The organism is Micromonospora sp. NPDC050495 (genome assembly GCF_040655175.1).
Classification (GTDB): domain Bacteria; phylum Actinomycetota; class Actinomycetes; order Mycobacteriales; family Micromonosporaceae; genus Micromonospora.
The window spans coordinates 124,506-143,815 of record NZ_JBFAJK010000012.1 but is presented as its reverse complement, the minus strand read 5'-3'; the positions used below and the strand labels follow the sequence as shown (position 1 = coordinate 143,815).

The following is a 19,310-nucleotide window of genomic DNA, read 5'->3' as shown; positions in this document are numbered from 1 at the left end:
ACCAGCGCCACGACGGTAGACATGAAGGCCGCCGGCGGGATCGCTGGGGGGCGGGTTCAGGCACGTGGTGGGACTAGGAGGACTGGGCCGACCGCGGGCGGCGAGCCCAACCCCGCTGGCTCGCCGCCCGCCGCGCCGTGCGGGGTCGACCTACCGCCCTGCGGCCGCCAGCTCGTCGACGCCGAGGAAGCTCCCGACGATCTGCCGCACCGGCTCGTGGTGCCGCCGGGTCGCGTGCACGTACACGTTCATCGTCGTGGTCACGCTCGCGTGCCCGGCCATCGTTCGCAGCGCCGCCAGGTCGACGCCTTCGGTCGCCAGCAGCGTCAGCAGCGAGTGCCGCAGCCCGTGCATCGTCATCCGGCGCGGCAGGCCCTTCTCCCGCGCCAGGTCGCGGATCTTCACCCACCGGTCCGTGTAGAAGTCCTCGTAGCGCCAGTGGTTGCCGCGCGGCGCCACGAACACGAACTGCCGCCCCGGCTCCCGGCTGGCCGCCGCCACCCGCTCGGCGACCACCCGCATCACCGCGGCGGTCAGCGGCACCTCCCGGTAGCCCTGCTTCGTCTTCGGCTTGGGCTCGACCACCCACCGCCGGTTCACCTTCCGCAGGACCTGCACGATGGACACCGTGCCCCGCGCGACGTTGACGGCCCGGGGCGGCAGCGCGGACACCTCACCCCAGCGCAGCCCGGTGGCCAGCTTGCACAGCAGCAGGTCCGCCGCCTCCGGGTCGACCGCGTACGCCGCCTCGAGGAACAGCCGGGCCTCGTCGGGGCTCTCCAGGATGTCCCGCTCGGCGCGTGGGCCCTCGGGCAGCGGCAGCCCGTCCATCGGGTTCGACGTCCGCACGGCGGGCTCGCCGTCTTCGCCGGGCCGGCACGCCGCCTTGAAGATCGGCACCACCGTCTCGCCCCGGATGTTGGCGATCGTCTTCGCCGACAGCCCGGCGTCGCGCAGGCCCTGCTGCCACTCGCGCATCTCCCGCCGGGTGATCTCGGCGATCGGCCGGTCGCCGATCCGCGGGTAGACGTGCTTCTCCAGGCGCTCCCGGTATTTGCGCACCGTCTCCGGGTGCGGCTTCACCAGCTGGCCCAGCCACTCCTCGGCGTACGCCCGGAAGGTCAGCTTCTCCTCGGCCGGCTGCGGCGCCGGCGTGACGCCGCCGGGCACCAGGTGGCCGAAGCCGTGCTCGACCAGCTGCTCCGGCGGCGGCACCCGGTGGCTGTTGGCCTCGACGAGCGCCTTGAAGCGCTTCGCGTCCACCTGGTAGTCGAACTGCTGGCTGGCCCACTTCCCGCTGCCGCCGGTGCGCCACTTCACCCGCCAGCGGATCTTCTTGCCGTCCTCGGACGGCCTCTTCTCGACTGTCGCCACTGTTCCTCCACGTGAACAGGCGGCCGTGGGCGTCGTCCGGGCCCGCCGCCGGTCGCGCGCCTATATGCGCAACGGTGGGACCGTAACCGTCTCCCTCAGCCCGGCGCAATGCCGGGCTCGGGCTCCGTCCTGATGGCTCCCCGGGAACGCATGTTCCCGAGATGTTCCCGGCGCGAAGATCAACCCGGAAACGACGAAGGCCGCCTAGCTGGATTTGCCCAGCTCAGCGGCCTGATTCGGTCGTACTTCGTTTGGTGTCCGAGGGGGGACTTGAACCCCCACGCCCTATACGGGCACTAGCACCTCAAGCTAGCGCGTCTGCCATTCCGCCACCCGGACTTGCCTGTCCAGCCTACCCGGTCGGCCGAGGTGATCAACTCACCGGTTCAGCCGGCCCGGTGGGCCGCACGGGGGATTACTGTACACGGCCCAGATGGATCATGCACATCGCCGTCGGAGCACCAGGTTTTCCCAGCTCAGCGGCTTCGGGCAGGAGGGCTCGGAGCGGGCGATCCCGGATAGGCGGAGCCGGGTAGCGCCCGGGCACCCATTCCGGGCAGCATTGCTCCCGTGTCCCACCCCTCCCCCCTGACCAACACTCAACACCAAGCGCTCGCGCTGCGGTCCGCCGGAGACCTGGTCACCGCCCGCCGCCTGCTCGCCGACGCCATCGCGGCGGCCCGCCCGGCGTACGGGGAGGACCACCCCGACGTGCTGGCCACCGGTCACCTGCTGGCCCGGCTGCACCGGGAGGCCGACGACCCGGCCGCCGCCCGGCGGGTGCTCGAGGAGACGTACGCCGCCGGCGAGCGGCGGCGCAGCGAGGCCGACCCGCTGATGCTCGCGCTCAGCTTCGACCTCGCCGGAGTGGCGGAGGAACTCGGCAACCGGCACGAGGCCCGCCGCAACTACACCCGGGTGGCCACCGCCGGCGCCGCCGTGCTCGGTCCGGACCACCCCGCGGTACGCACGGCCCGCCAGTACCTCGGCGGCGCCGCCGCCGCTGCCGGGCCGGCTCAGGGGGCGCTTTCCGGACCCACCGTGACGATGCCGGCCGTGCCGACGCCGCACCCGCCCACTCCGCCGGCTCCCGGCCACCGACCCGGGGCCGGCCCGCCGGCCCACCCCGTCCCCCCGGCGGCCGGCGCCGCCGGCACCGTTCCACCGCCGGCCACGGACCCGCGGTGGGCCCCACCACCGCGCCCGGTCTCCGGGCCGGCCCAGCCGTCGCCCTGGGCACCACCGGCGCAGTCCTCCGGTGCGCCCCTGCCACCGCCGCCGGTCATCCCGCCACCGCCCGCGGCCGAGCCACGCTTCCCCGCGCCCGTCTCCGTGCCGCCGTCGGTGGTCAGGCCGCCCTCCGCCGCGCCGGTACCGCCGGTCGTGCCGCCGCCGGCCGCCGCCCCGCACCCGGCCGGCGCACACGGGGCCGGCGCCTATCCGGCAGGCGCGCAACCGACCACTCCGCCGCCGATGTCCGGTCCGCGCCCGGTGCCGCCGGTCCCGCCGATCTACCCGCCGGTGTCGACCGACAGGTCGGCCGCTACGTCGCAGATCGCGCCGGCACCGCTGCCGCCCGCACCGGTCATCGCGGTTCCGCCCGCCCCGACAGCGCACGGACCGGACGCGCCCCGTCCGCTGCGGGTGCCGCCAGCCGCCGGACCTGTGTCGGCGCCGCCGCACGTGCCGGCGTCCCGACCCGCTCCGCCGCCAGCGGGCCACCTGCCGCCGGCACCGCGGATTCCGGCCCTGCCGGCACCAGCCGACGCACCTGTCTCGGGACCGCCGCCTGCCCCGCCCGCCACACCCACGTCGACGCCACCTGCCCAGGCGGCGCCCACCCGGCCCACCTCGGCGCCACCCGCTGCGCCGACCTTGGTGCCGCCCGCCCCGGCGCTGGCCACCTCGGCACCATCCACCGCGCCGCCGCCGGTGCCGCAGACCGGACCGCCGGGTCGGCCCGCAACGGGTGACGGGGAGGACGCCGCATCCGGCGACGGGCCCCGCGCTCCGGGCTGGGCGAAGCCGACGGTGCAGGTCCAGCAGATCGGGCCGCTGCTGCGGGAGGAGATGGAGCGGGCCGCCGCCGCTTCGAAGGCGGAGACGGGGCCGCAATCGGTGCTCGACGGATCGCCGGTCAACCCTCCAGTCAGCGCCCCACCCGTCAGCGCGCCACCGGTCACCGCCTCACCCGGCCCGGCGGGGCCGCCGAGCGGCGCCCCCCACGCCGCGCGACCGGTCGACAACGCACCCACCAGCGGGATACCCGCCCTCAGCCAACCCCCGATCAGCGCACCGCCGGTCACCAGCCCTCCAGCAACCGCGCTGCCCGCCCCCACACCACCCGCCAGCGGCGCACCCCTCACCGGGCAACCGGTCCACAACGCACCCACCGGCGGGATGCCCGCCCCCAGCCAACCCCCCATCAGCGCGCCACCATTCAGCAGCCCGCCGACCAGCACGCCACCCGCCGCCACGCCACCGACGAGCGGCGCACCCTTCACCGCGCCACCCGCCAGCCCTCCGACCGCGAGCGGAACGGGCCTCAGCGGCCCACGCGCCGCTACTACGCCACCGGTCAGCGCACCACCGGGCACCAGCTACCCCGTCACCGCGCCACCCGGGATCGCCTACCCGGTCAGCGCACCGCCCGGCTCCGGCCACCCCGTCAGCGCGCCACCCGGGACCGCCTACCCGATGAGCGCGCCACCCGGCGCCAGCCAGCCGGTCAGCACGCCACCCGGGACCGGTCACCCCGTCAGCGCGCCACCCGGTGCCGGCTACCCCGTGAGCGCGCCAGCGGGAGCGGGCTACCCGGTGAGCGGGCCGCCCGGGACCGGGTATCCGGTCAGCGGGCCGCCGGCCGCGTCGCCGGTCAGCGCGTCGCCCGTACCGCCGTGGGGGCTGACGGCGCCGCCGTGGAGCAGCGTGGCCCCGTCGCAGCCGGTGGAGCGGCCCGCCGATCCGCGTCCGGAGCCGGTGGCCGACGAGGACGAGCCGTCCGGCATGGTGCCGGCCGGGCCCACCCCCGAGGAGCCGGCGGACTCGGGCCCGCGCCCGTTGCCGGTCTACGACGAGCTGCTCGAGTTCCCCGAGACGGAGCAGCCAGCGCCGCAGGCGTACCCCGAGCAGGGGGCCTGGCCGGCGGTGCCGGCGCCGTTCCACCAGCCGCCGGCGTACCCGGTGGCGGCGGAGCCGGAGCCGGAGCGCGACGGCCGCAGCCGGACGACGGTGGCCGTGGTGGTCGGTGCCGTGGTGCTCGTGGTGGTCGTCGCCGTGGGGGTGGGCGCGCTGGTGCTGAACCGGGGTTCGGCGCCGCCGCCGGAACCCGCGCCGGCTTCGTCCGCGCCGGGGCCGAAGGTGAGCGGGCCGCCGCCCGGTGATCTGCGGCTGCGGGACGACACCACCACGATCACGGTGACCTGGACGGATCCGAGCGACGGCGGGGTGCCGTTCGTGGTGGCCGGCGGGCGGGCGGGCCAGAAGCTGGGCGTGATGGCCACGGTGGATCCGGGGACGACCCGGTACACGGTGAACGGCCTGAGCGCCAAGCTGGACTACTGCTTCACGGTGCTGGCCGTCTACTCGACCGACACGTACGCCACTTCGGGTCAGGTCTGCACGGCCCGGGAGGGCGGCCCGACGAACTGACCGCGCGCGCCGGCGACACGCTCGGTGTCCACAGGGGGACGGTACGGGTTACCCGATGACCGGCCGGCCCCTATGATGGCTCCCGGCTCTGGGGAGGGTCGTCCACGCGTGACGCCTCCCGCACCGATCTGGGGAGGCAGCCGCCAGTGGCAACCATCGAGGACGTCACGAGCACGGGGGCGCAGGCCGCCCCGCCCCGGTCCCGACGGCTACGGGGCGGGCTGGTCACCGTCGGCACCGTGGTCGCGTTGCTGGCCGCGATGGGGTTGACCGTGCTCGGGTTGGGGGCCGCCGACAACGCGGTGGCCAACTACGACGCCAGCTCCTGGTTGTGGAGCACCACGCGCAGCGAGATGGCCCGGGTCAACGGGGTCACCGCCCGGGTCGACACCCGGGTCGAGGTGCCGGGGGCGCGCCGGCACCAGGTGCAGGTGGCCCAGACCGATCGGCTGCTGATCCTGCGCGACCTGAACACCGGGCAGGTCAGTTCGCTGGACCTGGCCACCCTGCAGATCACCGCGACCACGCCGACCGCGCCGGGTTTCGGGGTGAGCGTGGCGTTGCACGAGGACTCGGCGTTCGTGGTCGACGCGGTGCAGGGCATCGTGCGGCAGCTCGACCCGCGCGCGTTGACCCCGGTGGGCGAGCCGGTGCGCTATCCGCCGGGCATCACCGGCGGGGCGTTCGACGGCGCGGGCCGGCTCTGGATCGCGGTGCCGAGCGAGGGCACCGTCTCGGCGGTCACCGCCGCCGAGCTGCCCGCCACGCCCGGTGCGGCGCCGCCGGCCGGCGTGAGCCCGAAGCGGGTCGAGACGTACGACGTGGCGGAGCCGAGCCACGAGCTGGTGGTGTCCACGCTGGACGACGGGGTGGCGGTGCTGGACCGCACCTCCACCTCGCTGGTGACCGTGCGGGGCGGCCGGACGCAGCGGGCCGACCTGGCCATGTCCGCCCCGGGCAGCCTGCCGATCCGGACCAGTGGCCAGGACGTGCCGGTGACCGTGCCCGGCGAGCGGAAGGTGCACGTGGTGCGCGACGGCGCCGACGTGCGGCAGTTCAGCGTGCCCGGCGCGGGCGACGGGCTGACCCCGGCGGTGGCCTGGGCCGGCCGGTTCTACGTCGCCGACGAGAGCACCGGCACGGTCTACTCGTTCGACGCCGACGGGCGGCTGGTGCAGACCATCAAGGGCACGGGACGGCCCGGCCCGGTGGAGCTGGAGGTGCGGGAGAACCACCTGTTCATCAACCCGCCGGACGCGTCGACCGCCCGGGTGGTGGACGACCGCAACCGGGTCCGTGAGGTCAACAAGTACGCCAACGACGTGCTGGGCGGCGACCCGCCGCCGGTGCCCGCGCCGCCGCCCCCGCCGAAGAAGCCGCGGGTGGGCAAGCCGGGCGCGCCGCGCGCGGTGACCGCGGCGGCGGGGAACGCGTCGGCGCGGGTGAGCTGGCGGCCGGCGGCCGCCAACGGCGCGGCGATCACCCGGTACGTGGTGGAGGGCGCCGGCCAGCGGCGGGAGGTGGGCGCGAACCAGCGGTCGGTGGAGATCACCGGGCTGACCAACGGCGAGACGTACACGTTCGCGGTGCACGCGGTCAACGCCAAGGGCGACGGGCCGGCCCGGAAGAGCAACCCGGTCACGCCGACGGCCGCGGTGCCGGATCCGCCGGCCTCGGTCACCGCGCAGGCGCGGCCCGACGGCACCGTGCTGGTGAGCTGGCCGGAGGCGAACGGCCAGGGCAACACCATCGCGAAGTACGCGGTGACGGCCAACTCGGCGGGGGCGAGCGCGCCGGCCGGCGAGTCGTCGAAGACCGAGCTGGTCATCGCCGCCGGCCAACTGGAGTACGGCAACCAGTACGCGTTCACCGTGGTCTCGATCAACGACAAGGGCGCCGGGTCGAAGGCGTCGCCGCTGAGCAACACGGTGGCGCCGTTCACCGCCCCGGCCGCGCCCACCGAGCTGAAGGCGTCCACGGTGGCCGACCAGCCGGGCACGGTGGCGGTGCAGTGGGCGCCCGCGGTGGACAACGGCCGTCCGGTCACCAAGTATCTGGTGGACGTCGGTGGGAAGACCAGCGAGGTGACCGACACCCGGACCACGGTCGGCGGGCTCGGCAACGGGCAGAACGTCACGGTGAAGGTGAAGGCGGTCAACGAGGCCGGTCCCGGCCCGGAGGCCACCGCCACGGCCCGCACGGTCGCCGCGCCGCGGGTGACGGTGACCGGCTCGTCGGCGGACACCACCTCGGTGACGGTGTCGTTCACGGTGGACGCCGGCGGCGGCAACGCCACCTGCTCGGCGGCGACCGGCGGCAAGACGGTCAGCGGCGGCTGCTCCAGCCTGCGGGTGACCGGCCTGACGCCGGGCACCGCGTACACGGTGACGGTCACCGCGACGAACGCGGCCGGCAAGGGCACCGCCACCCGCGACCAGTCGACCGACCCGGTGTACGGGATCGCCACCTGCAACAACGGGCCGAGCGGCGATCAGCGCACCTACTGCGACAAGGACGTGGACGGCCGCAACGGCAACGAGATCTTCTCGGTCCCCCAGCAGCTCAACTCGAAGCAGGTCGGCTGGGCGAAGCCGGGCACCCGGCTGCGGGCGTACTGCAAGAAGCAGGGCGACGACGTGGACTCGTGGATCTACAACGACCAGAAGCGGAGCACCTGGTGGGTGCAGGTCGCCTACGACGGGAAGAACTACATCCCGTGGGCCTGGCTGAACCTGGAGGGCGGCGACAACCTCAACGTCCTGCCGACCTGCTGACCCGCTGACCGCAGCACCGCGATCGAGGAGCACCACGCGCGTGAACACCCACGAACCGCTCACCCAGCCGGAGGTGCAGGGCTTCGCCGCCCTGGCCGCCCGGCTGGCCGAGAACGTCAACGCGGTCGTGCTGGGCAAACCGCAGGTGGTCCGGTTGGCGTTGACGGCGCTCTTCGCCCAGGGGCACGTGCTGCTCGAGGACGTGCCCGGGGTCGGCAAGACCACGCTGGCCCGGGCGATCGCCGCGACGGTGAAGGGCCAGTGGCGGCGGATCCAGTTCACCCCGGACCTGCTCCCCTCGGACGTGTCCGGGGTGACCATCTTCAACCAGGCCACCCGCGGCTTCGAGTTCCACCCGGGTCCGGTGTTCGCCAACATCGTCATCGCCGACGAGATCAACCGGGCCTCGCCGAAGACCCAGTCGGCGCTGCTGGAGGTGATGGAGGAGCGCACCGTCACCGTGGACGGCGTCCGGCACCCGGTGCCGCAGCCGTTCCTGGTGGTGGCCACCCAGAACCCGGTGGAGATGGACGGCACGTACCGGCTGCCGGAGGCGCAGCTCGACCGCTTCCTGGTGAAGCTCTCCGTCGGGTACCCGGACGAGGCGGTCGAGGTGGAGGTGCTGCGCGGGGCGACGGTGCGCTCCCCCGACTCGCTCAACGAGGTCACCGACACCGCCACGGTCGGGGAGATGGTGCGGATGGCCCGGCGGGTGCACATCGCCGAGCCGCTCTACGCGTACGCGGTGCGGCTGGCCGCGGCCACCCGCAACCACCCGCAGGTGCGGGTCGGGGTGAGCCCGCGGGGCGTGATCGCGCTGACCCGGGCGGCGTGCGCGTACGCGCTGATCGACGGGCGGGGCTGGATCATGCCGGAGGACCTGAAGACGCTGACCGAGCCGGTGTTCGCGCACCGGCTGCTGCTGACCCCGGACGCGCAGGTGCGCGGGGTGACCGCCGCCGAGGTGCTGCGCCAGGCCGTCGCGTCGGTGCCGGTGCCGCTGCCGTCCGGGCAGCCGGCCCCGGTGCACGGCTGAGCCGGGCGTGGGGATCACCGCCCGTGGGGTGGGGCTGCTCGTCGCCGCGATCGTGCTGTTGGGGGCCGGTTTCCGGTTCGCGTACCCGGAGCTGACCGTGCTGGGCGTGGCGGCGGCCGTGGCGGTCGGCTACGCGGTCGTGACGGCCGCCTGGCGGCCCCGGCTGGCGGTCGAGCGGGTGGCCGACCCGGACCGGGTGGCCCGGGGCGAGCCGGCCACCATGACGTTGACCGTGCGGAACACCGGCCGGTTGCGCGCGGCGAACCTGCTCGCCGAGGACCGTTGCGCCGGCCGGTCGGTGCCGGTCCCGCTGCTGCGGTTGCGGCCGGGCCGGGACACCGAGGTCCGTTACGAGGTGCCGACGCAGCGCCGGGGCGTGGTGCCGGTCGGCCCGCTGCGGGTCACCCGCCGCGACCCGCTGGGTCTGGTCGCGTTGGCCCGCCCGTACGGGGAGGTCGCGCCGGTCTGGGTGCACCCGCGGATCCACCCGCTGACCGCGGTGCCGACGGGCGCGGGGCGCAGCCTGGACGGACGCACCGACAGCGTGCCGCACGGCTCGATCACCTTCGACTCGCTGCGGGAGTACGTGGTCGGCGACGAGCTGCGCCGGGTGCACTGGCGCACCAGCGCCCGGGTGGGCGAGCTGATGGTGCGGGAGAACGTGGACACCAGCCTGCCCCGGATCGTGGTGGCGCTGGACAACCGGGCGGTCGCGCACCCGGACCGGGTCGGCGGGGTGGCCGAGTCGTTCGAGTCGGCCTGCGAGGCGGCGGCGTCGGTGGTGGCCGCCGCGATCCGGGAGGACCTGCCGGTGACCCTGCTGCTGGTCGCCCCCACGGGGGCCGAGCCGCACGGCGCGACCGACCCGGGCGACGCGGCGGACCCGGCCGGCGCAGCCGGTGGTGTCTGGTCGCGGCTGCGCCTCGGCCGGGCCTGGTCGGCCGACCGCTCCGCGCTGACCGGCCGCCCCGGATCGGCCGGCGGCTCCGGATCGGCCAACGGCTCCGGAAGGGCGAGGGGCTCCGGGCCGGCGGGCGGTCTCGGGCCCGGCGGGGCGGCGTCGTCGAGCCCGCTGGACCGGTTGGCCGCCGTGGAGCTGGTCGAGGCCGGGGCGGACGTGCTGCCGGCCGCGATGGGCCGGCTGCGGCGGGACCGGCTCGGCGACACGCTGGTGGTGCTCACCGGACCGGGCGCGCGGGGCGACCTGGGGCATGTGGGCGCGCTGCGCGGGGCGTACCCGTCGGTGGTGGTCGGGGTGTTCGGCGCGCCGGACCGGACCCCGCCGGGCGCGGCGGGCCTGGTCGTGGTGGACGCGGCCGACGGCGCCGGGTTCGCCGCCGAGTGGGACGGGATCCGCCGGTGGTGACGCTCGCCCCGGCGCCGACCGGCACCGACCGGCCCGACACCCCCGAGACCCCGGCCGGCGGTGGCCCGGTGGCGCGGCTGCTGCGGGCGGCGCCGGTGCCGCTGGCGCTGCTCACGATGACCGCGCTGGCCGGCGTGGTGCTGGGCCGGGTGTATGCGGACCCGCTGCTGACCCGGCTGATGGCCGGCGCGGCGGCCGGTTCGGTGCTGGTCAGCGTGGCCACCCGCCGGCTGCCGTCCTGGCTGGTGGCGCCGCTGTCGGTGGCCGGCCTGGCCGGCTGGGCGCTGCTGTCGCTGCGGCTGGCCGCCGCGCACGCGGCGCTGCCCGGCGGCCTGGCCGAGGTCGCGGCCGACGCCGCCCGCAACGCCATCCCCCGGCTGCTCACCGCGATGATCCCGGTGGAGCCGGCGCCGGACACCGTGCTGCTGCCGGTGGTCGCCGCCTGGCTGGCCGGCCTGACCGCCGCCGAGGTGGCGCTGCGCACCGGCCGGATCCTGCTCGGCTACCTGCCGCCCGCGCTGCTCTACGCGGGCGCGCTCTACGTGGTCGGCCCGAACGCGGACCCGGCGATCGGCCCGACGGTGGCGTTCGCGGCGGTCGCGGCGGTGGGCCTGGCCGTGCCGTCGCACCGCGACACGCCCGCCGGCGGCGACCCGGTGGCCGGGCTGGCCCCGGCGGTACGCGCGGCGGTGCGGCTGCGGCTCGCCGCGGCGAGCGCCGCCGGGGTGGCGGTGGTGGTGGCCGTCGCCGCCCTGCTCGCTCCGGTGGTCGCTGCCCGGGTCGGCGACCACCCGGTGGATCCGCGCCGGTACGTCGAGCCGCCGCGGGTGGAGTCGCTGGACGAGAACCCGCTGATCCGGATCTCCGGCTGGGCGCTCAACCCCGACCAGCAACTGCTCGACGTGCGGACCGAGACGGGCCGGACCGAGCCGGGCGGGACCCGCATCCGGCTGGCCGTGCTCAGCGACTACGACGGGGTGACCTGGCGGGTCGGGGCGACGTACCGCAACGCGGGGCGGATCCTGCCGGCCGTCGAGCCGGTGCCCGGGGCCACCACCGATCCGGTCCGGCAGGAGATCACGGTGGCTGACCTGACCGGGCGGCTGCTGCCCGCCGTGCCCACGCCGCGGGAGGTGACCGGCGCGCGGGTGGCGTACGACCCGGCGACCGGGACACTGATCCGGCCCGAAGGGCTGGCTCCCGGACTGCGCTACACGGTCGCCTCGGTGCGGGAGCGCCCCGACGTGAACCTGCTCGGCACGGCGAACGTGCCGGCCGGTGACGCGGTGGCCCGGGTGCTGCGGGTGCCCGACGGGGCGCCCGAGCCGCTGCGCCGGCTGGCCACCCAGCTCGCCGAGGAGAACGGCGCCCCGTACGCCCGGGCGCAGGCGATCGAGGAGTTCCTGGCCGGGCACTACCGGGTGACCGCGGACGCGCCGAGCGGGCACGCGTACCCGAACCTGGCGTTCTTCCTCTTCGGCCCGCGCAACGGCGGCGGGCAGCGCGGCACCTCGGAGCAGTTCGCGGCGTCGTTCGCGGTGCTCGGCCGGCTGGCCGGCCTGCCGACCCGGGTGGTGGTGGGTTTCCGGCCGCGCGGGGACGGTCCGGTACGCGCCGCCGACGCGTCCGCCTGGCCGGAGGTGCTCTTCGACGGCGTGGGCTGGGTGCCGTTCGATCCGATGCCGCGCCCGAACGAGCAGCCCCGCCCGGTGGAGGAGGACTTCCGCTCGAAGCCGGACGACCCGCCGCCGTCGGAGGTGCCGGCGCCGACGACCGAGCCGACCGCCACGGCACCGGCGTCCGCCGCGAACGGGGACACCGGCGGCCGTCGCGGCCCTGGCACGCCGGTGCTGGTCGGCGCGGGTACCGGCGGCGGGCTGCTGCTGGTCGGGGTCCTGCTGCTGGTGCTGGCCGGTCTGCGGCGCAACCTGACCCGGGCCCGCCTGGAGCGGGGTGATCCCGCCGGCCGGATCGCCGGCGCCTGGCGGGAGCTGACCGACGCGCTGCGGCTGGCCGGCCAGCCGGTCGGCACGGACCTGGCCGCCGCCGAGGTGGCCGACCGGGCCCGCCGGACGCTGGCCGGGGCGCGGGCCGCCCGGACGCCACCGCCGGCCGCCGCCGCGGACAGTCCGGCATCCGTGCCGACCGCGGACGGTCCGGCGTCCGTGCCGACTGCGGACCGCGCGGTGTCCGGGCCGGGGGCGCTCGCCTGGTCGCCGGCAGCGGAGCAGGTGACGGGCCGGACCGGCGGGCACGGCCAGGTCGGCGCGGAACCGTCGGGCCCCGCGGTGCGGGAGCTGGCCGGGCTGCTGAACCAGGTGGCCTTCGCCCCGGGCCTGGCCACCGCCGAGCAGGCGCACCGGGCGGCGGCGCTCGCCACCGACTACGCGGCGGCCCTGCGCGCCGCCCGGCCGTGGTGGCGGCGGCTGCTGTGGACGGTCCACCCGGGACCGCTGCGCTGGCGCCGCTGATCCCGGCCCGGTCGCCCCGCCGGGGACGCCGGCGCCCGGGCGGCGAGGGCGGCTTCCACAGCGGGGGCGGCGACTCCTACTGACCGGCGGCGCGCAGCTTGCGGACCAGCTTGCGCAGGCCGGCCTGCCAGCCGTCGGGGTCCTCGGCCCGGCGGCGCGCGTACCCGGCGACCTCCGGGTGGGGCAGGATGAGGAAGCGTTCCTCGGCGAGCCCGGCGACGGTGGCCTCGGCCACCTGATCGGGGGTGAGCACCGTGCCGGAGGCGGCGATCACCCGGGCGCCCAGGTGCCCGGCGGCGAGGCCGTCGGCGAGCATCGGGGTGTCCACGCCCTGCGGGCAGAGCGCGCTGACCATGATGCCGGCGTCCCGGTAGGTGACGGCGAGCCATTCGGCGAAGCCGACCGCCGCGTGCTTGGTCGCGGTGTACGGGGCGTCGCCCACGGCGGTCAGCACGCCCGCCGCCGAGCAGGTGAAGAGCAGGTAGCCCTGGCCGCGCCGGAGCATCGCCGGCAGCACGGCCCGGGCCGTGTGCACGTGGGCCAGCACGTTGACCTGCCAGGCCCGTTCCCAGTCCGCGTCGGGGGCGTCCACTCCCCCGCCGGTGGCCACGCCGGCGTTGGCGCAGAACAGGTCGATCCGCCCGTGCCGCCGCTCGATCTCGTCGACCAGGGCCCGCACCTGCGCCGCGTCGGTGACGTCCAGCGCGACGCCCTGCGCGACCGGGCCGATCCGCTCGGCCGCCCGGCGCGCCGCGTCGGCGTCCAGGTCGGCGAGGACCACGGCGGCGGCGCCCTCGGCCGCGAACCGGCGGCCCAGCGCCGAGCCGATGCCGCCGGCCCCACCGGTGATCACCACGACCCGGTCGGTGAGGTTCACCTCAGCTCCCCTGCGCGCCGGTGGGCGGCCCGAGCCGGGGCAGCAGCGCCGACAGCGCCGCCGCCCCGCCGGCCGCCAGCTCCGGAGTGGGCAGCACCGCCAGCACCGGCACGTCCACTCCGTGCTCGGCGTACCGGCGGACCTGCGCGGCGCAGTCCTCGGGCGCGCCGTGCAGCACCAGCGCGTCGACCACCTCGTCCGGTACGGCCGCGGCGGCGCCCCGCCGGTCCCCGGCCGCCCACTTCTCCCACATCGGGTCAAGCTGGGTGCGGCCGAGCCAGCGGTGGAAGGCCGCGTACGCCGGCACGGTCAGGTAACCGGTGATCAGCCGGCGGCCCAGCGCCCGGGCGTGCTCGGCGTCCTCGGTCGGGCAGACGAAGATCCGCGCGGCGACCTCGAACCCGGGCCGGCGCTCGCCCAGCTCGGCGAGGGCGGTCGGCACGTCCTCGGCGGCGAGCCAGTTGAGGATCACCCCGTCGGCCTCGGCGGCGGCGAGCCGCAGCATGCCGGGGCGCAGCGCGGCCACCAGCACCGGCGGGGGCACGGCCGGCGGGCGTTCCAGGGTGAACCGGCGGACGGTGAAGGTGTCGTACACCTCGTCGACGGTCTCGCCGCGCAGCGCGGCGCGCAGGAAGCGCAGCACGTCGCGGGTCCGCTTGAACGGCTCGTCGAAGCGGACCGCGTTCCAGTCACGGACCAGCACGGGCGAGGAGGCGCCGATGCCCAGCGCGAAACGCCCCGGCGCGGCCTCGGCGAGGGCGGCCGCGCTCATCGCGAGCAGCCCCGGGCCCCGGGTGAAGACCGGGGTGATGGCGGTGCCGAGGCGCAGCCGGGGCTGCCAGGCCGCAGCGAGCGCCAGCGGGGTGAACGCGTCGGTGCCGGCGACCTCCGAGGACCACACGTCGGTGAAGCCGGCCCGGTCCAGGGCCGCGTAGACGGCGGCGTGGTCGGCGAGCGGGATGCCGCTCAGCGGTACGGTCATGCCCCATCGATTCGTCACCGGTCGATCGTGCCCGGTCGCCGCCGACCCGAGCAAGATCCGGATCGAGTCGATCCGGAGGATACGCGCCGATAAGCCCGGAAAGAGTGCTACGACTGCCAGATGGAGTGCACCCGGGTCGGGCGGCGGCGGTGAGGATTCCGGAGCCGACCGCCCTGGCCGGACCCGAGCAGGGCCCGAACCGGGCCACCTTCCTGGAACTCTTCTTCGACCTGGTGTTCGTCTTCGCGCTGACCCGGATCTCCGCCCGCGCGTTCGAGGACCTCGCGCTGGAAGGGGGCAAGACCGGCTGGACGGCGCTGACCGGCGGCGGCAAGACGCTGCTGCTCTTCCTCGCGCTCTGGTCGGTCTGGCAGGGCACCGCGTGGACCACCAGCCGGTACGACCCGTACCACACCTGGTTGCAGGTCATCGTCATCGCGGCCCTGGTGGGCAGCATGGTGATGGGCGTCGCCATCCCCCGCGCCTTCAGCTCCACCGGGTTCGCCTTCGCCGCCGCGTACGTGCTGGTGCAGGTGAGCCGGCCGGGCATCCTGCTGCTGACGCTGCGCCAGCTGCGGCACCGCCGGCTCATGCTGCGCATGCTGATCACCTACTGCGCGACCGGGGTGCTCTGGCTGGCCGGCGCGCTGCTGCCCACCCCGGCCCGGGTGACGCTCTGGACAGCGGCGCTGCTGCTGGAGTACGTCGCGGGGCGGTTCGGCTGGCCGGTGCCCGGGCTGGGCCGGTCGACCGTCTCGCGCTGGGACATCCACGGCGAGCACCTGGCCGAGCGCTACCAGCAGTTCTTCCTCGTCGCGCTCGGCGAGACGATCCTCATCGCCGGGGTGTCGTACAGCCGGGACGCGGCCAGCGCGACCCGGACCGCCGCGTTCGCCGCGGCGCTGCTCACCTCCGTGCTGCTGTGGCGGATCTACGTGCAGCGGGCCGGGCAGATCCTCGGCGAGGCGGTCACCCGGGCGGCGCACCCGGCCACCATCGGCCGGTCGGCCGCCGACACCCACCTGGTGATGGTGCTCGGGGTGGCGTCCACCGCGATCGGCTACGAACTAGTGAACGAGCATCCCACCGGGCACAACCAGGCCGGCTGGCTCACCATGATCCTCGGCGGTCCGGCGCTGTTCCTGGCCGGCCGGGCCCGCTTCGAGTACGAGGTGTTCGGCCGGGTGTCCCGCTCCCGGTGGATCGCGATCCTCGTCCTGGTGGTGCTCGCGCCGGTGCTGCGACCCGACCCACCGCTGGTCGCGGCGGTGGCCGCTCCCCTGGTGCTGCTCGCGGTGGCGGTGGCCGACGCCCGCCGTGCCCGGGGCCGCCCACCCGAACCCGCCGCCCCACCGTTCTGACCCCGGCGGCGATACCATCCGCGGGTGACCTTCTCGATCGTCGCCCGCACGGCCGACGGACTCGTGCACGGCGTCGCCGTGGCCAGCAAGTTCCTCGCCGCCGGGGCGCTGGTCCCGGCCGCGGCGGCGGAGGTGGGCGCGGTGGCCTCCCAGGCCCACGCCAACCTGGCGTACCGGGCGCAGGGGCTGGCTCTGCTGCGCACCGGTGTCGCGGCGGCCGACGTGGTGGCCGGCCTGGTCGCCGCCGACCCGGGCCGCGACGACCGGCAGCTCGGCGTGGTCGGCACGACCGGCGACGGGGCCACCTGGACCGGGCCGCGCTGCCACCCGTGGGCCGGCGGCCAGTCCGGCGACGGCTGGGCGGCGCAGGGCAACATCCTGGCCGGGCCGGAGGTCGTCGACGCGCTCCGGGACGCCTGGCTGGCCGGCACCGAACTGCCCTTCCCGCAGCGGCTGCTGGCCGCGCTGGCCGCCGGCGACCGGGCCGGCGGCGACCGGCGCGGCCGGCAGAGCGCCGCCCTGCTGGTGGTGCGGCGCGGCGGCGGCTACGGCGGCACCGGCGACGAGGTGGTCGACCTGCGGGTCGACGACCACCGGGACCCGGTCGCCGAGCTGGGCCGGCTGCTCGACATCCACCAGATGCTCTTCGGCGAGCAGGACCCGGCCACCCTGCTCGCGCTCACCGGCCCGGTCGCCGAGGAGGTGGCCACGCTGCTGGCCGCCGCCGGGCACCCGGTCGGCGCACCCGGGCTGGACGACGCGCTCGCCTCCTGGGCCGGCGTGGAGAACCTGGAGGAGCGGATCCTGCCCGGCCGGATCGACCCGGTCGTCCTGGACCACCTGCGCCGTGTCGCCGCGCAGGCCAGCGCCGCCTGACCGGCGGCGGCCGGCCGCGCTGAGGGCAGTTTTGCCGGACCGGCGGCGGTCAGCCGCCGAAGGAGAGCCAGCGGACCCCTGACCGGTCCACCAGCGCCCGCTCCCGGTCGGTGAGCGGCGACCGACCGGTCGCCTTGCGGACCAGGGTGAGCGCGTCCCAGCCGAGCCCGTCGGGGATCGCCGGGCCGGGCCGGGTCGTTGCGCCGTCGCGCGGCGTCGGGGCGCCGCCGGTGAGCAGGTCCGCCACGACCGCCGCGGCGGTGGGGGTCAGCCACGGCGGCCGGCCCAGCGCTTCGGCCAGGTCCAGGCCGTGCACCGCGACCTCCACCACCCGGGTACGCAGGAACTCGGTGAGGGTCATCGCGTCGCCGTGCCGGGTACGCACCAGCCGCCCCGGCGGCTGCGCGGCGACAGCCGCGTCGGTGGCCCGCCAGGTCCGCGCGAAGCCCGCCGCCACCTCCGGTACGCCGGGCAGCGCGCTCGCCTCCCGCCGGGCGCCGTCGATCCGGTCCCGGTCGACCTCCGGGGTGAACTTGGCCGCCCCGAAGTAGCCCGCGGCGTCCACCTCCGCCCGCTCGGGCGCCGGGGCGGCGAGCATGTCCACCAGCCGGCCGGCGCCGGTACGCACGTGCGCGAGCAGGTCCCGCACCGTCCACGGCGGGCAGGGCGTGGGCCGGTCGAGGTCCTCCTCGGCCAGGCCGTGCAGCACCTCCGCCAGCCGCCCGCACTCGTCCCGGAACGCCGCGCGCACCGTGTCCATCCGATCCTCCCCGTCCGGTCCGTACCCGGTCGCCCAGCCTGCCATCGCCGTTTCGTCGCCGGGCGGCCGGGTACGCGCCGGGCGACGAGGAGAGGGGGCGCCGAATGGCCGGCATCATGCTGCGCAGCACCGCGTTCACCGACCACGACCTGCTGCCCGGGCGGTTCGCCAAGGACGGCGGGAACGTCTCACCGCCGTTGCAGTGGGCGGACGTGCCGGACACCACGGAGGAACTGGTCCTGCTCGTCGAGGATCCGGACGCCGGCAAGGAGCCGTTCCTGCACTGGCTGGTCACCGGGATCGCCCCGGAGTCCGGCGAGGTGCCCGAGGGCGGGGTGCCGCCCGGCGGCCAGGAGTGGCCCAACAGCTTCGGGGAGACCGGCTGGAGCGGGCCGCTGCCGCCGCAGGGCGAGGACCCGCACCGCTACTTCTTCCGCCTCTACGCGCTGCACCGGCCGCTGGAGCTGCCCGGCACCCCGCGGGCGACCGACGTGCACCAGGCGCTCAAGGGCCGGGAGATCGCCAGCGGCACCACGGTGGGCACCTACTACCGCTGAGCGGCGTCAGCCCTGGTAGCGGGGTACCAGCCGGTGCACCACCGCGAGGACCAGCGCGGCCACCACCGCCATCGTGCCGGCGATGCCGGCCGCGCTGCCCGCGTACCCGATGAAGAGCGGACGGCGGCTGAGTTCGTCGGCGGGGGTGCCGGAGCGGGCGTTGAGCCAGGCGAGGGCGAGCCCGCAGGCGGCCAGCGCGAGCACGCCGACCAGGCCGAGCAGCGCGGCGGCCAGCCGGTGCGCGTCGGCCGGGGAGATCTCGGCCCGGTCCCGCTGGAAGAACAGCAGCACCAGGCCGCCCACCGCCGCCCAGCCGCCGACCAGGAGGAAGGCGGCGACCGCGTCGCTGGGTCGGTGCCAGCCGGCGGAGAGGGTGGCCACGCCGGCGGCGGCCGCGTACCCGGCGCCGAGGAACGCGCCGAGCACCCGCACCTTCGGCGGCAGCACCAGGATGAGCGCGATCGCCACCGAGGCGGCGACCGCCGTGTGCCCGCTGGGCAGGCTGTTGCCGGCCGCGGCGCGCTCCGGGTCGATGCCGAAGTCGGGGCGGACCAGGTAGTGCTTGAGCAGTTGGGTGCTCACGTTCGCCCCGGCGATCAGCAGCGTGGCGGTGACCGCGAGCGTCTTGCGGCCCCGGATCAGCGCGATGAAACCGATCACCGCGGTCACCACCAGCAGCAACACCACCGACATGGCGTTGAGGAGGCTGGCCACCGGACCGTCGATGCGGTCCTGGCCGATCCGGTTGCCGGTCAACGCCACCGTGTCCAGCCACTGGCCGGTGCGGGTGTGCACGGCGAAGCGCCACACCAGCAGCAACGCGGCCGCCTGGACCAGTGCCAGCACGACCAGCCAGACCGCCGTCCAACCCCTCGCCGTCTCGCGCACCCGCACACCGTAACGGCCGGTCGCGTCCGCCGCTCGTCGGGCCGCCGTCGCCGGCCCACCGCTCCTGATCTCATGCTGCTGGGCCGCCTCCTGAGCGCGAAAATCGTTCTGTGTGACCGGATCCGCGCTACCGGTCCGCGCGCTTGCGCCGGCCGGCGCCGCCTGCTCGCTCAGGCGTGTCCGCGAGCGACGGTACGTCGGCTCCAGCTCGACGATCGAGCGGGGGCGGAATCGAGCCGAACGCGGCGGCGCGGGCCGCGGCGGGGTCGGTCGCGGCTTCGGAGCGCGGGCGACCCGACCGGGTCGGCAGGACCGCCAGCGCGATCAGTGCGCCGAG

General features: G+C 76.3%; 13 protein-coding genes and 1 tRNA gene. 8 read left to right on the top strand and 6 right to left on the bottom strand.

Translation table 11 applies throughout. The features are described 5' to 3' along the window. Positions 1-150 precede the first annotated feature (150 nt). Together AB0I11_RS15260 and AB0I11_RS15255 are read right to left on the bottom strand one after the other, a co-directional pair. Entirely contained in the window at positions 151-1,374 is a 1,224-nt protein-coding gene (locus AB0I11_RS15260) for a site-specific integrase (protein ID WP_357319539.1), read from the bottom strand. Between the two features lie 252 nt (positions 1,375-1,626). After that, positions 1,627-1,713 (bottom strand) — tRNA-Leu (locus AB0I11_RS15255). A 231-nt stretch (positions 1,714-1,944) separates the two neighbouring features. Here AB0I11_RS15255 and AB0I11_RS15250 point away from each other — a divergent pair. The 5 genes from AB0I11_RS15250 (at position 1,945) to AB0I11_RS15230 (ending at position 12,672) form a co-directional block, all read left to right on the top strand. After that, complete coding sequence (locus AB0I11_RS15250; RefSeq protein ID WP_357319536.1) at positions 1,945-5,025, top strand: tetratricopeptide repeat protein; 3,081 nt, start codon at positions 1,945-1,947, stop codon at positions 5,023-5,025. Between the two features lie 146 nt (positions 5,026-5,171). Continuing rightward, positions 5,172-7,799 (top strand): fibronectin type III domain-containing protein, encoded by a 2,628-nt coding sequence (locus tag AB0I11_RS15245; protein ID WP_357319533.1) that lies wholly within the window; start codon positions 5,172-5,174, stop codon positions 7,797-7,799. Between the two features lie 40 nt (positions 7,800-7,839). Beyond that, on the top strand, positions 7,840-8,835 hold the full coding sequence (locus AB0I11_RS15240) for a MoxR family ATPase (protein ID WP_357319530.1): 996 nt from the start codon (positions 7,840-7,842) through the stop codon (positions 8,833-8,835). 7 nt (positions 8,836-8,842) lie between these two features. After that, positions 8,843-10,201 (top strand): DUF58 domain-containing protein, encoded by a 1,359-nt coding sequence (locus AB0I11_RS15235; protein WP_357319526.1) that lies wholly within the window; start codon positions 8,843-8,845, stop codon positions 10,199-10,201. Between the two features lie 68 nt (positions 10,202-10,269). Continuing rightward, entirely contained in the window at positions 10,270-12,672 is a 2,403-nt protein-coding gene (locus tag AB0I11_RS15230) for a transglutaminaseTgpA domain-containing protein (RefSeq protein ID WP_357319622.1), read from the top strand. 76 nt (positions 12,673-12,748) lie between these two features. Here AB0I11_RS15230 and AB0I11_RS15225 read toward each other — a convergent pair whose 3' ends face one another. Together AB0I11_RS15225 and AB0I11_RS15220 are read right to left on the bottom strand one after the other, a co-directional pair. After that, positions 12,749-13,549 (bottom strand): SDR family oxidoreductase, encoded by an 801-nt coding sequence (locus tag AB0I11_RS15225; RefSeq protein ID WP_357319523.1) that lies wholly within the window; start codon positions 13,547-13,549, stop codon positions 12,749-12,751. Position 13,550: 1 nt separating this feature from the next. Then, a complete protein-coding gene (locus AB0I11_RS15220) occupies positions 13,551-14,531 on the bottom strand; it encodes an LLM class F420-dependent oxidoreductase (RefSeq protein WP_357319520.1) in 981 nt (326 codons plus the stop codon). Between the two features lie 149 nt (positions 14,532-14,680). On the opposite strand from AB0I11_RS15220, the gene AB0I11_RS15215 reads away from it, so the two are divergent. Beyond that, complete coding sequence (locus AB0I11_RS15215; protein WP_357319517.1) at positions 14,681-15,892, top strand: low temperature requirement protein A; 1,212 nt, start codon at positions 14,681-14,683, stop codon at positions 15,890-15,892. Positions 15,893-15,916: 24 nt separating this feature from the next. Continuing rightward, positions 15,917-16,768 carry a DUF1028 domain-containing protein gene (locus AB0I11_RS15210; RefSeq protein ID WP_357319514.1) on the top strand — a complete coding sequence of 284 codons (852 nt, stop codon included), beginning with the start codon at positions 15,917-15,919 and terminating at the stop codon, positions 16,766-16,768. 49 nt (positions 16,769-16,817) lie between these two features. On the opposite strand, the gene AB0I11_RS15205 is transcribed toward AB0I11_RS15210, so the two are convergent. After that, a complete protein-coding gene (locus AB0I11_RS15205) occupies positions 16,818-17,528 on the bottom strand; it encodes a maleylpyruvate isomerase N-terminal domain-containing protein (RefSeq protein WP_357319511.1) in 711 nt (236 codons plus the stop codon). A gap of 104 nt (positions 17,529-17,632) precedes the next feature. Here AB0I11_RS15205 and AB0I11_RS15200 point away from each other — a divergent pair, with 104 nt between their 5' ends. Beyond that, the gene (locus AB0I11_RS15200; protein ID WP_357319508.1) at positions 17,633-18,085 is read left to right on the top strand and encodes a YbhB/YbcL family Raf kinase inhibitor-like protein; all 453 of its coding nucleotides are present in this window, start codon (positions 17,633-17,635) and stop codon (positions 18,083-18,085) included. A 6-nt stretch (positions 18,086-18,091) separates the two neighbouring features. Here the strand turns inward: AB0I11_RS15200 and AB0I11_RS15195 are convergent, their stop codons facing one another. Then, positions 18,092-18,979, bottom strand: coding sequence for a phosphatase PAP2 family protein (locus AB0I11_RS15195; protein ID WP_357319505.1), 888 nt, complete (start codon positions 18,977-18,979; stop codon positions 18,092-18,094). Positions 18,980-19,310: the final 331 nt, after the last annotated feature.